12 protein-coding genes are annotated in these 13,567 nt (G+C 46.5%); 6 read left to right on the forward strand and 6 right to left on the reverse strand.

The genetic code is table 11. The features are described 5' to 3' along the window. Window positions 1-145 precede the first annotated feature (145 nt). The 4 genes from leuS (at window position 146) to FSB84_RS09845 (ending at window position 6,736) form a co-directional block, all read left to right on the forward strand. Entirely contained in the window at window positions 146-2,938 is a 2,793-nt protein-coding gene (gene leuS, locus FSB84_RS09830; RefSeq protein WP_130541729.1) for a leucine--tRNA ligase, read from the forward strand. Between the two features lie 17 nt (window positions 2,939-2,955). Continuing rightward, window positions 2,956-3,528: a peptidoglycan DD-metalloendopeptidase family protein gene (locus FSB84_RS09835; protein WP_225980034.1), complete on the forward strand. Its 573-nt coding sequence runs from the start codon at window positions 2,956-2,958 to the stop codon at window positions 3,526-3,528. Between the two features lie 245 nt (window positions 3,529-3,773). Beyond that, the gene (locus tag FSB84_RS09840) at window positions 3,774-5,048 is read left to right on the forward strand and encodes an OmpA family protein (RefSeq protein WP_130541727.1); all 1,275 of its coding nucleotides are present in this window, start codon (window positions 3,774-3,776) and stop codon (window positions 5,046-5,048) included. A 221-nt stretch (window positions 5,049-5,269) separates the two neighbouring features. Beyond that, window positions 5,270-6,736 carry an alpha/beta hydrolase gene (locus FSB84_RS09845; protein ID WP_158643829.1) on the forward strand — a complete coding sequence of 489 codons (1,467 nt, stop codon included), beginning with the start codon at window positions 5,270-5,272 and terminating at the stop codon, window positions 6,734-6,736. Between the two features lie 69 nt (window positions 6,737-6,805). On the opposite strand, the gene FSB84_RS09850 is transcribed toward FSB84_RS09845, so the two are convergent. From FSB84_RS09850 to FSB84_RS09865, 4 genes are all read right to left on the reverse strand, one after another. Beyond that, complete coding sequence (locus FSB84_RS09850) at window positions 6,806-7,402, reverse strand: YceI family protein (protein WP_130541725.1); 597 nt, start codon at window positions 7,400-7,402, stop codon at window positions 6,806-6,808. Between the two features lie 201 nt (window positions 7,403-7,603). After that, window positions 7,604-8,218 (reverse strand): thioredoxin family protein, encoded by a 615-nt coding sequence (locus FSB84_RS09855; RefSeq protein WP_130541724.1) that lies wholly within the window; start codon window positions 8,216-8,218, stop codon window positions 7,604-7,606. 36 nt (window positions 8,219-8,254) lie between these two features. Continuing rightward, window positions 8,255-9,157, reverse strand: a complete 903-nt coding sequence (locus FSB84_RS09860; RefSeq protein WP_130541723.1) for an NAD(P)H-binding protein — start codon at window positions 9,155-9,157, stop codon at window positions 8,255-8,257. A gap of 73 nt (window positions 9,158-9,230) precedes the next feature. Further along, entirely contained in the window at window positions 9,231-9,659 is a 429-nt protein-coding gene (locus tag FSB84_RS09865; RefSeq protein ID WP_130541722.1) for a MarR family winged helix-turn-helix transcriptional regulator, read from the reverse strand. 344 nt (window positions 9,660-10,003) lie between these two features. Between FSB84_RS09865 and FSB84_RS09870 the strand changes: the two genes are divergently transcribed. After that, complete coding sequence (locus FSB84_RS09870) at window positions 10,004-10,915, forward strand: hypothetical protein (RefSeq protein ID WP_130541721.1); 912 nt, start codon at window positions 10,004-10,006, stop codon at window positions 10,913-10,915. A 1-nt stretch (window position 10,916) separates the two neighbouring features. Here FSB84_RS09870 and FSB84_RS09875 read toward each other — a convergent pair whose 3' ends face one another. Continuing rightward, on the reverse strand, window positions 10,917-11,606 hold the full coding sequence (locus FSB84_RS09875) for a type 1 glutamine amidotransferase (protein ID WP_130541720.1): 690 nt from the start codon (window positions 11,604-11,606) through the stop codon (window positions 10,917-10,919). 48 nt (window positions 11,607-11,654) lie between these two features. Between FSB84_RS09875 and ruvB the strand changes: the two genes are divergently transcribed. Continuing rightward, a complete protein-coding gene (gene ruvB, locus FSB84_RS09880) occupies window positions 11,655-12,683 on the forward strand; it encodes a Holliday junction branch migration DNA helicase RuvB (RefSeq protein WP_130541719.1) in 1,029 nt (342 codons plus the stop codon). Window positions 12,684-12,748: 65 nt separating this feature from the next. On the opposite strand, the gene FSB84_RS09885 is transcribed toward ruvB, so the two are convergent. Beyond that, on the reverse strand, window positions 12,749-13,450 hold the full coding sequence (locus FSB84_RS09885) for a response regulator transcription factor (protein WP_130541718.1): 702 nt from the start codon (window positions 13,448-13,450) through the stop codon (window positions 12,749-12,751). Window positions 13,451-13,567 lie beyond the last annotated feature (117 nt).

Consider the following 13,567-nt stretch of genomic DNA (forward strand, 5'->3'; position numbering starts at 1 on the left):
TTTGGGCCGTTTAAACAGGATTATCCGTATTTTTGATGCCCCTCTAACGATTGAAAAGCCGGAAAAATTCTGAGGGTAAAGGCTTTTAACGTTTCCTCAACTTTTGTATAAAACATAAAAATTTCCGTTCTGTAACGGACAAGGCATGGAATACAATTTCAGAGATATTGAAAAGAAATGGCAGGCGCAGTGGATCGCTTCCGGCGCATACAAGACCAGTAACAACAGTACAAAACCCAAAGCCTATGTGCTGGACATGTTCCCTTATCCAAGCGGAGCAGGCCTTCACGTAGGGCACCCGCTCGGTTATGTGGCCAGCGATATCTATGCCCGCTACAAAAGACTGAAAGGTTTTAATGTACTCCACCCAATGGGCTACGACGCCTTTGGTCTGCCTGCCGAACAATATGCCATCGAACGCGGCATCCATCCCGCCGTGAGCACCGGGGCCAATATCGAAACATTCCGCCGCCAGCTCGACAATATCGGGTTCGGCTACGACTGGAGCCGTGAAGTCCGCACCTGCGACCCGTCCTACTACAAGTGGACGCAGTGGATCTTCCTCCAGTTGTTCGAAAGCTTCTACAACCGCCGATCCAATAAAGCGGAAAAGCTGGAAGTACTCATCGCTTCTTTTGAAAAAGAAGGGAATGCCATCCATTCATTTCCCAATAACAAATATGAGGCCCCCAACGGCAGCAAGACCTTCACCGCTGAAGAGTGGAAGAAATGGGACGAACTGGCGCAGCGTGAGATCCTCATGCAGTACCGCCTCGCCTACCTCGCATATACGGATGTGAACTGGTGCGAAGCACTCGGTACCGTACTCGCCAACGATGAAGTGATCAATGGTGTCAGCTATCGTGGTGGCTTCCCCGTTATCAAGAAGAAAATGCGCCAGTGGAACCTGCGCATCACAGAATATGCAGAAAGATTGTTGCAGGGGCTTGAAGTGGTAGATTTCTCTGACTCCATGAAAGAGATCCAGCGCAACTGGATCGGTAAGAGCTATGGCGCTGAGATCAATTTCAAACTGAAGAGCGAAAAGAATACAGTCACCGATATGACGGTGTTCACTACAAGACCTGATACCATCTTTGGTGTGGACTTCATGGTAGTGGCTCCCGAGCATGAAATGGTGAAAGAGATCACTGCTGCAGACCGCCAGCAGGCAGTGGACGAATATCTTCAGTATGTGCAAAGCCGCTCAGAAGTGGAGCGCATGGCCGAAGTGAAAAAGATCACCGGCTGCTTCACCGGCGCTTATGCCATCAATCCTTTCAATGGCCGCGAGATCCCTGTCTGGATCTCCGAGTATGTGCTCGCCGGATACGGAACGGGAGCCATCATGGCCGTTCCCTGCGGCGACGAGCGCGATCATAAATTTGCCGTTCATTTCGATATCCCCATTACCAATATCATCGGCGATGCCTATGATGGCAAAGAAGCCAATCCTACCAAGGATGCCATTCTCGGAAATTCCGATTTCCTGAACGGAATGGTTATGCGCGATGCCATTGAAGTGGTATTGAAAAAAGTGGAAGAGCTCGGTATTGGTAAAAGCCAGGTGAATTTCAAAATGCGCGATGCCGGCTGGAGCCGTCAGCGTTACTGGGGCGAACCCTTCCCCATCGTTTTCAAGAACGACATTCCCTACGCAATGGATCCGAAGGATCTTCCCCTGGAACTCCCGCCCAGTGATGATTTCAAGCCTTCCGGAACCGGAGAGGGCCCCCTGGCCAATATCCCATCCTGGGTGAATATCTCCGATTCTGAAAAACACGATACCAACACCATGCCTACCCACGCAGGTGCGGCCTGGTATTTCCTTCGCTATACAGATCCTCACAATACTGAAGTATTTGCTGATCGCAAAGCGCTGGATTACTGGGGACAGGTAGACGTGTACGTTGGTGGCTCAGAGCACGCAGTGGCGCATTTGCTTTACTCCCGCCTCTGGGTGAAAGTGTTGCATGATCTCGGGTACCTCGGTTTTGATGAGCCATTCAAAAAGCTGATCAACCAGGGCAAGATCACGGCTGAATCCAAATTCGTTTACCGCGTTCGCAATACCAATCAATTTGTTTCTGCTGGTTTGAAAGATCAGTATGAAGCAGATCCGCTGCACGTAGATATCAATATCGTTGATGGATTGGAGTTAGATATCGAAGCATTCAAAAAATGGACGCCGGATTTTGCTGATGCCAGTTTCATTCTCGAAGATGGCAAATACATCTGTGGCGCTGCCATCGAGAAGATGAGCAAATCATACTTCAACGTAAGCAATCCCGATCAGGTAGTTGCCAAATACGGCGCCGATACATTCCGCATGTACGAAATGTTCCTCGGACCATTGGAAGCATCCAAACCCTGGGACGTAAAGGGCATTGAAGGTGTTCACCGTTTCCTCAAAAAATTCTGGCGCCTGTTCTATGATGAAACAAAAGGACAGGTTTGGACGAACGATAAAGCCACCGACGCAGAATGGAAAGTGATCCACAAAGCCATTAAGAAGATCGAAGAAGATACGGAACGCTGGAGCTTCAACACCGCAGTAAGCGCCTTCATGGTTTGCGTGAATGAGCTCAATGATCTCAAATGCACCAAAAAGGAAGCGCTGGAAAAACTGATCATTCTTCTCACTCCATATGCACCGCACGTGAGCGAAGAGCTCTGGCACCTGCTCGGCAATGCCGGCTCTGTGCTGGATGCAGCTTATCCTGTTGCTGAAGAGAAATACCTTGTTGAAACCAGCAAGGAATATCCGATCTCTATCAACGGAAAACTGAGGACCACCCTCGTGCTCAGCCTGGAAGCTTCCCAACAGGAAGTAGAGCAGGTAGTGCTCGCCAATGATATTGTTCAGAAATGGCTGGAAGGCAAGCCCCACAAGAAGATCATCTTCGTAAAAGGAAAGATGGTGAATGTGGTGATATAGCGTTATCTTTCAGTACCATGGATTCCCCTTTCAGCAATATTATCCGGAAATACCAATCCACTTTCCACCCTGTGGTGAAGATGGAACCCGGAGAAAAGCTGCTGACCCTTGACCTGAGTGAGCAAAACCGCTCACTCTCCGATGAGGTATTGGCAGATACCAACCGTTTCGCAGGCTGGATCAACCAGCAGCTGGAGCAGGCGGGTTGCCGATTTGCGATCGGAGGATACAGGGAAAACAGGAAAGTATATCAAACCCCGCTTTTTGCAGCGGAAAAGCCCGGGGATGAGCCGCGAACTGTTCACCTGGGCATCGATATCTGGGGACCAGCCGGTACTCCCGTATATGCATTCATGGGAGGAATGGTCCATAGTTACGCGTATAACAAAGCGGATGGAGATTACGGCGCCACACTCGTTCTGTTACATCAGCTGGATGGAATGGCCTTCTACACTTTATACGGCCACCTCAGTTTGAAAGATATACAGACGCTTTCAGCCGGACAATACATTATCTTTGGACAACCAATGGCTCATTTCGGCCCCCCTCTGAAAACGGAAACTGGCCACCGCACCTGCATTTTCAAGTGATCCTGGATATGGAACTTAAAGAAGGTGATTATCCCGGAGTCTGTAGATGGTCTGAGCGCGATAAATACTTTTCCAATTGTCCTGATCCAAACCTGATCCTGCAGTTATTGCCCACCTGAAGTCTCCCCCTTCATCCCAATCATTGTTTGTAAACGTGAACGTTTACTCTCTGCCTGAACTGTGGAACAGAAGTCCCATGCGTGTGCTTTATTTATTTCTATTTGATAACCTATAAACTTTCTCTTATGTCATTCAATCTTCTCGATTCGGTGAAAGGATTATTTACCAGCGACCTCATCAGTAAGATGGCATCATCTTTTGGTGAAAGCGAGGGTGGAATACAAAAGGCAGTTGGTGGCGCTATTCCCGCAGTGCTTACAGGTTTACTCAATAAGGCCAGTTCAGCCGATGGCGCAGCCAGCCTTCTGAACCTTTCCAAGGATGCATCCGGCAGCGGCATGCTGGGGAATCTCAGCGGCCTCCTGGGAGGTGGCAATCTCCTCGGTAAAGGCATGGATATGCTGAAAGGATTATTCGGCGACAAAACAAGTTCCATTACAAGTATGATCGCCAATTTCGGTGGCATACGCGAATCATCGGCATCATCACTGCTTAGTGTAGCCGCACCAGCAGCGCTGGGAGCAGTTGGAAAACAGGTTACACAAAACAATATGGGCGTCAGCGGTCTTACCGGCTGGCTGGCTGAACAGAAAGACAGTATCCTGAGCGCAGTGCCTTCAGGTCTGAATATCGCAGGTGCATTGGGACTTGGAAGTCTCAGCGACCTGGGCAATAAATTGTCCGGCCTTCTCGGAGGCGCTACCGGATCAGTGAAGCATGTGGCGGGTACCGCTTCCGCCTATACGCACGACACCGTTGAAAAAGCGAAAGGGGGCGCTAAATGGCTCTGGCCCCTGCTGCTGGCCCTGCTGGTAATACTCGCCCTGGTTTATTTCCTCCGAGGAAGGGGCAAAAAAGATGAAATGGCTGTTACTCCGCCCACCGAACAAACAACACCGGCGCCGGACACCGCTGCTTCTATCACTGCTGCGCCTGCACTTGAATCCATCAAGGTAAGGTTGCCCGATGGATCCGAACTGGATGCTTACAGAGGTGGTATTGAAGACAGACTCGTGACCTTCCTGAATGATCCCAACTCAAAAGGAGGTAAAGATGTTTGGTTCGATTTCGATAACCTCAATTTTAAAACAGGTAGTGCAGAGATCACACCGGAAAGCATGGTGCAGGTGAACAATATCTCCGCTATCCTCAAGGCATATCCGAAATTAAAGATCAAGATCGGTGGATACACTGATAAGAGTGGCGATGAAAAAGTGAACATGAAACTGTCGCAGGATCGTGCAAACGCAGTGAGCGCTGCATTGAAAGGAAAAGGTGAAGGCAAACAGATCGAAGGAGCTGAAGGATACGGATCACAATTTGCGAAGGCCGCTGCGGATGCGCCTGATGAAGAAAGGAAAAAAGACAGAAGGATTGCTGTTGGTGTAAGAGAAAAATAGTTTCCCCTTAAGTTTTGTTCTATAGTGGCGGAGCCCGGTACGCCGGGTTCCGGATTGAATTGAACGGGGCTGTCTCAGGTGAGGCGGCCCCGTTGTTTATGATGACTGTAATATCATAAACCCGGATTCCGTCTATGAAAGGCGGCTTCTATCGACTTTCCATTTTGCATTTTTTCATTTGTACCATTTTTGTGTGCCCCACTCCAAAAAAAATTTTACAAATGAAAACACTTGGTTTATCCCTGATCCTTTTGTCTGCTTTTATAGGAACCAATGCCCAGAACAGGATAATGGTGTCACTGCAAAATGATCTGAAAGGACCGTATACCGGCAGACTGTTCGTGTATACGCTGAAAGACACTTCCAAACATTTCAGCATGAACTTCGCAGAGGATGAAGCAGCTTTCTCTGCAGAAGTGTTCAATTGGAAAAATGGACAAACCATCGAGCTGCCGCAATATGCAATTGCATTGAATCAACGGCTACCGCAACTTTCTTCGGGATATTACAAGCTGATCGCAATCCTGGATACCAATACCCGCGATCGCGGAATAGCTGCACCGGGCAACCTCTTTACAAGACAGGAAGCAATACTGAAAGTATCTGAAGGAAAGGAGAATACTGTTGAGCTGATGCTCAGTCATGTATTCCCTGCGAAGACTTTTCCCGAAAATGATTCCATCCGTGAAGTCAATTTTATTTCTGACCTTCTTTCCAGGTTCAAAGGTTATCCTGTTACAATAAAAGCAGCTGTGATACTTCCGCCGGGATATGAGAGAGAAGCAAACAATACCTATCCTGTTGTGTATGTTATTCCCGGCTGGGGTGGAACACATTATCAGGCATTATCGGCCGGTGCAAGAAAAATATATGGAGTGGGTACAGGTAAGAACAAGATCTATGTTTTTCTCAACCCTGAATTACAAAACGCATATGGGCCGCATGCCTTTGTGGACTCGAGAGTGAATGGCCCATGTGGGAAGGCGCTCGTAGAAGAATTGATGCCTTATATTCAAAAGACTTTCAGAGCATCACCCGATCCCAGACTGAATTTTCTGACAGGCCAGAGTACCGGAGGTTACGGCGCTGTATGGCTTGCTCTGGGTTATCCTGAAAAGTTCGGTGGAGCCTGGGTTACAGCGCCTGATCCGCTTGACTTCAGCAGCTTTACAGGGGTTGATATTTATAATGATGAAAACTACTATACAGACAGCAAGGGCAGGGAGCGTGGCATCAATAAAGTGAATGGCGTATTTACCAGTACGCTGCGAAAGACTTTTGCTCTGGAAATTTTTGAAGCGAATGGCGGCCAGCAACAAGCATTTGACGCCGAATTCGGTCCCGCAGATATCAATGGCCGGCCGCTTAAACTCTTCGATGAGATAACCGGTAAAATTAATAAGACAGTAGCCAACTCCTGGAGATTGTACGACATGGCGTTTTATGCGGAATCATATGCAGAAACCTTAAAAAAGATAAAGTTTCCTGTGCGTATCTATGTTGGCTCGAATGATAATTTCCTGCTGAATGAATCAGCACTCTCATTCGCCAGGAAAATAAAGCATCTAAATCTGCCCATTTATGTGGAAGAGATCCCCGGTGCTGATCATTTCCAGGTCCGGAATGTAAGCGTGACCAGGAATATTCAAACGGAAATCGATCAGTTGATTTCAATGGTAAAAGAGTAAAAGCAAAAATAGAAAGAGGGAGCTCTAAGACTGGAAGCTCCCTCTTTCCAATTAGATGAATACTCGAAATCAGGAACGATTGCAGAAGATCCTGAGGGTGATTTTCACTCCGGGAAGAATATATAATGTCTCTTCTGGGTTGTTGTATTTATCCATCCCGTATTGAAGCCGGTTCAGTTCAAATTTACCATTGACAGAAATTCCTTCTGGTGTTATATTGATTTCAGCAGGAAAGCTAATGTTATTTGTTCGCCCGATCATTGTAAAGTTCCCTGTTACTTTCGCATTCAAATTGGTTCCTTCTTCCTTGTAGTCTTCAACCTTTGTTATTTTGAAAGTAGCATTGGGATGGAGGACCACATTGAAGAAATCGGAAGATTTCAAATGATCCAGCAGTTCATGTTTTCTGTTTTCCGGGAGATCGAAATTGGTGATACTGGAAATGGGGATCTTAAAATTTCCAGCTACGATCCTGTTTTTGTCGTTAATTTCCAATGTGCCGGATGCTTTGAATCCTCCTTCGTGAAAATGTGTTGATGCGATCCCTTTCCATTCTATGGCAGATTTGTTTTCATCTACACTGAATATAGTGTTGTCTGCGCCTTTTCGTGAGCAAGACGCTACAATTGCCAGTGACATTGCCATTAAATAAACTTTCATTTTCATGTGCTTACTTTTGTTTTGATTTTAAAATGGGTGCAAGGATCATCATTATCTAAAATCCAAACAAAAAGCAGCGACGAATACCAGCTTATGACGTCGTAAGAATATGATTGTCTATCAATGCAAAGCGGAGTTCAATCGAACTCCGCTTTGCATTGATAGACACAAGCTTATTTTTTGCTGATATGTAAGTTGAGAACTGTATTAAGATTCTATCAGTCTTTTCAATATCTCTTTCTGTGTGTGTACAGTTTTGTCCTTTGCATACCATGCGTGCAATTCCTGCGCAATGGCTGTATAATCCATTCCTTCGGTCCTCATCTTTTTGTATATTTCCTGTAGCGGTGCAGGCCTTGGGCCCCAGTTGAATTTTTCTTCCAGTGTTTCTGTATCCAGTACTACCAGTTTGGGGATACTGCGGCTGGTGCCGTCCGTAAGGTATTGATCAATCAGCTCCGTGTTTTCGTCGCGCAATACCAGCCTGAGTTGGATCAGCGGATTCTCGCCGGCCATGGCATTGAGTGCAGGCAATATCTGCGCAGCATCGCCGCACCAGCCTTCTGTGATCACCAGCCAGGTTTGAGGTTTGCTGATGGCGCGCAATGCCACGGAAACTTCAGGCAGGAGCTGAACAGTTTTATCGATACGCTGCATGCGTTGCACGTTCAGCTTCGTGTAATGCGCCAGGGATTCGGATTGTTGCGGTCCTGTCACTTTTCCTTCCAGCAACAGATCATCAACCAGTTTTCGGTAGCCGGGATAATCCATTGAATTGTTCAGGTATTTCCTGTCGAGTGTTTTCCTATTTGTTGTGATCATATTATCTGGATTAAAAGGTGAAAGTAATTTATTTCCTTAAGCAGGAGTGGTTGCGTTGTATACTGCCGCAAACTCCTGTGCAAAATCAGCCAGCTTCACTTTTCCAATGGGGCCATTGCCATTTTGAAAATAATCTTCAGACATCACACCGGAATCGATGGCATTGCCCATTTCAACATAGTTGTTGGAAATATCTTCGCCTAAGCCTGCCTGTTGCATGCCCTGCAATGCCTGATCATCTGTGAACTTCACCCAGGGAAGCCCGGGTTTACCAATCGCCTTACCGATGGTAGCTGCAATTTGATCTGTTCCTGCTTCATCACTCACCACATATTTCACGGAATGTCCTTTGAAATCCAGTTTCAGCAAAGCTTCCGCAGCTGCAGCAGCGATATCCGATGTATGCACCAGCGGGAACTGGCCGGCGCCTGCACTGAAATTGCTGCCAATAATATTTTGATGCCTTATCAGTTCCAGGTTAGAAAAAAGATTATAATAGAAATAGGCCGGACGGAGATAAAGGATATTTACGTTTTCCAGCTTGTTCAGTTCCTGCTCCAGCCGATGGATGCCGTCAACAGGTCCAACACCGGACGAAAGGTGCGCTCCGATACTGCTGAGCACAACTGCATATTGAACGCCTGAGGCTTTGAGGGCTGTTGAATAGTTCTTTCCTACAGATGCAATATAATCCTTGATGCTTTGTGAATTGTAATTGGGAGGAGTCATCAGGTAAACTGCATCGGCACCTTTGAAAGTCTCAGTTAAGAATGCAGCATCATCCAAAGAGCCGATGGCTGCTTTCGCGCCTTTGCCGGTCAGCTCCTGCAGGTTACCGGCAGAGCGGCCGATCACAGTCACATCATGGCCTTCACTCAATAATTGCAGTACGATAGGTTTGGAAATATGGCCTGAAGCGCCGGTAATAACGTATTTCATTTCTTCTGATTTAAGCGGTTGATAAATGATTGTGTATTAATAATTGTATATACAAATAACAAGGTAAAAAAATTTATTTGTCGAGTTGATCGGCCATTTTAGTAATGGAATCGATGAGTGTATCGCATTCTTCCTTACCCAGGATCTTGTAATAATGCTGACTGAATTCTTCAGCACAGGCGATCAGTTGAGGTTGCAATTCTTTTGCTTTAGGAGTGGGATACACATTGGTCAGCTTACCTTCTGAAGTACGCACCACCAGTTTCTTGCTTTCCAGTTTTTCCAGCAAACGCGTGATGGTAGAGGGTGTCAGGTGGAGCTGACCTGCGATGGCCCCTGGCTGCATACCTGGTTCATCCAGCACCAGCAGCAGCACATAAGCATGGCTGGGGCTCAGGTCTACCTTCTTCCAAACGTCGCTGGCCATCTTCTCAACGATGCGGGCCAGTGCGCCGGAGGCAAAGTAAAAACACTGTCTGAATTTGCTTTCTGAGGTTTTCATACCAGGTGCCAAACTAATTATTCAGATCGACTATGCAAAGATAATTCTTTTATTTGTATATGCAAATATTAAATTCTTAAAGTGGACAATGAATTGCCAGTCAATCTTAAACTTTATTTTTGTTCAAAGATTGATAATGGATAAGCGGACTCTTTGTCTTTTTATAATCAACATATTATTAATAATAATACTGGTTGCCATTAAGCGGAGGAAAAAGCTGAAGAATATCGTTTTGCTCCTTACTACAGTCGTTCTTATGCTTTCAGTTACAGAATTTGTGTATCGTATCTTCTTTAAGAAGCAGGAATATTTTGCAGGGGATCTGAATAAAGACTTCTTTAAACATGACAGTTTGCTGGGGATATACCATCAACAAAACCGGCAGCTCCTATTTTGTGAAAATGAACAGGGACGATACTTTATTTGCCAGTACATACAGTATCATATCGGATTCAACTCAATCTTACACAGATCTTGTTCATAGAGTTGGTTTTCAAAATCCTGATACCGCCAGGGAGATCGTTTTCCTGGGATGTAGTGTAACCTTTGGCGTTGGTCTGGATGATTCCGCCTCTTTGGCTTATAAGACAGGAATAACAACAAAGCTCAATACTTATAATTTAGGTGTTGAGGGTTACGGAACGCATCAGGCTTACCAATTGTTTCTTAATAAGTATGCAGGTGTATCCAACGTCAACAGGGTATTTGTTTACTCTTTTATTTACGACCATATTTTACGTGCCAACGGAATTCATATCTGGAGTCTTAGTGGTCCGTTCTTTAAAGTAAATGATGATTCGCTTGTTTATGCTGGTCCTGTACACATGAATGTTGAGAAGCACGATAGAAAATATATTCTCTATCTGTCCGGCCTCGGTACTTTTGGTTTTTTAAGGCAAATGCTTTCCAATATCGCTACCCGAAGCCGGATAAATAAGTTGAAGCATGAAGATTTTGACCGTTGTTTCCTGATGATAAAAACAATGGCGGGTATCATAGAAAAGACCGGCGGCCAGTTTGTCTTAATAGACTGGGGAGATAGCCACTGGAATGACCACTTGATCAATGATGAATTGATTGCTGCGTTTAAAAAGAAACTGGAAGCGCTTACAAACCTGCGTATTATTCAAGTATCGGCGGTCATGGACCTGAATGATGCCCGGCATTTTATTCCGGATGACGGGCATCCCTCGGCATTGGCAAATGAAAAGCTTGCTGCTGAACTGTCTTCAATAAAATTATGGCCCTCTGAGTAGATCAGAGTTTTGCAAATGCTTCCAGGAATCTGCTCAACAGCAGTTGCGTGTCAGGCACCATACTTAGTGTATTCAGAAAGATGCTGGTCTCTTCCTGGATAAAAGGTGCTTCTGTCAGTTCTGATTTTCCGTGCTGCATCATCTGTGCAACCAGTGATTCATTCACTTCCATATGGAATTGCAGTGCGGCGATCCTGGTGCCCACCAGGTAGCCCTGGTTTTTGCAGGCTTCAGTAGAGAAGAGCAGGGTTGCACCGGGAGGTAAATCGAATGTATCTCCATGCCAGTGGAACACGTTGAACTGTGAGGGGAAATTTTTCGTGAGCGGATGTTTGGTATCGATGGTTTGGAGTGGCCACCAACCGATCTCTTTCTGATCATTTTTGTACACGCGAGCGCCCAGCACATCGGCGATGAGCTGTGAGCCCAGGCAAATACCCAGCAGTTTTTTACCTGCATCGATGGCGCTGCGGGTATATCTTTTTTCTCCGGCCAGCCAGGGATATTCCGCTTCATCATGAACGCCCATCGGTCCGCCCATCACCACCAGCCAGTCGATCGAAGCAACGGGAGGGAATGGATCGTTCTCATACATTCTGCTGAAGCTGGTGTTGAAACCCTTGTCCTGCGCCCATTCCAGGATATATCCGGGAGATTCGAAAGGAACGTGTTGTATAAAGTGGATATGCATGGTATTACTGCCTTACTTTTGTGTAGATTTACAAAGTTGCATAAAGAAATGTCCAATCCAAACTTAAATACTGATAAGAATTCGCAGAGCGCTGCTGACAAGGAGTTTGAGAACAATATCCGGCCCCGGGAGATCATCGATTTTGCCGGGCAGGGCCAGATCATCGAGAACCTGAAGATCTTTATCAAGGCAGCGAAGATGCGTGATGAGGCATTGGACCATATTCTTTTTCATGGTCCTCCCGGTCTTGGTAAGACCACACTGAGCCGCATTGTGGCCAATGAGCTGGGAGTGCAGATCAAGGAAACATCCGGACCGGTGATCGAGAAACCGGGGGACCTTGCGGGATTGCTCACCAACCTGGAGCCGCACGATGTGTTGTTCATCGATGAGATCCACCGACTGAGCACAGTGGTGGAAGAATATCTCTATGCCGCAATGGAAGATTACAGGCTGGACATTATGATCGACAGTGGCCCCAATGCCCGCAGTATCCAGATCAACCTGAATCCTTTCACATTGATCGGCGCTACCACCCGCAGCGGATTGCTCACAGCGCCACTGCTGAGCAGGTTCGGTATCAAATCAAGACTTGAATATTATCATGCAGACACATTGAAGCAGATAGTGCTGCGTTCTTCTGGTATTCTCAATACAAAGATCACTTCAGACGCCGCTGCCGAAATAGCGCGGAGAAGCCGTGGCACTCCACGTATCGCCAACGGATTGCTTCGCCGCGTGCGCGACTTTGCCCAGGTGCTCGGCAATGGCGTTATAGATCTCGGCATCACGCAGCATGCGCTCAAAGCATTGAATGTGGATGAACATGGCCTGGATGAAATGGACAACCGCATCCTCAATACCATCATCGAAAAATTCAAGGGGGGACCGGTAGGCATCACAACCATTGCCACTGCAGTAGGTGAAGAAACAGGCACTTTGGAAGAAGTGTACGAGCCATTCCTCATCCAGGAAGGTTTTATCAAACGCACGCCCCGTGGTCGCGAAGCAACGCAAAAAGCGTATGAGCATCTAGGTAAGGATCTCAGAACGGGAGGTGCACAATCCTTATTTTAACTGAATTGCACAACAATAAAAAAGCCGCTCCGGGAGAGCGGCTTTTGCTTTATGCGGAATGCCGTTTATGCAACAGGCACTACCAGTCTGAATCCGTTACCGTGGATATTCACGATCTCGATGGTTTCATCTTCCTTCAGGTATTTCCTCAGTTTGGCGATGTACACGTCCATACTGCGGCCGTTGAAGTAAGTATCGCTGCCCCATATTTTTTTGAGCGCCTGTTCGCGGGGGAGCAGGTCGTTCATATGCTCTGCCAGCATTTTGAGCAACTCATTCTCCTTGGGAGAAAGGGTTTGTGTTTTGCCGGCATGGCTGAGCTCACGAAGTTTGGGATTGAAATGATAACTGGCGAGATCATATTCTTTGTTCTCCTGTTCTTTGGTCACTTCCTCGTTTCGTTTGAGGATGGCCTTTATTTTCAGGAGCAGCACTTCGCTGTCGAATGGTTTGGTGATATAATCATCCGCGCCGAGTTTGTATCCCTGGATGATATCTTCTTTCATCGTTTTGGCGCTGATGAAGAAAAGTGGAATATCGGGGTCTACATCACGGATCTCTTCTGCCAGTGTGAAGCCATCCATATGCGGCATCATGATATCCAGCAGGCAGAGATCGAACTTTTCACGCTGGAAGGCAGCCAGCCCGAGGCGCCCGTCCCTTTCAAGGGTTACATCGAAATCGTTCAGTTCAAGATAGTTCTTCAACACACTTCCCAGGTTCGTATCGTCTTCACATAACAAGATTTTCGGTTTCTTTCCTTCCATTGTTGGTAGATTTAGTTTCGTAGATGTAAATAAAATTAAATCATTTACCAGTTCCGGCAAGTGCCGTGTAATATTTTGTTAATTATTAATGTTTCTCCATTTCCTAATTTTGCCCTT

Source organism: Pseudobacter ginsenosidimutans (genome assembly GCF_007970185.1).
GTDB classification, from domain to species: domain Bacteria; phylum Bacteroidota; class Bacteroidia; order Chitinophagales; family Chitinophagaceae; genus Pseudobacter; species Pseudobacter ginsenosidimutans.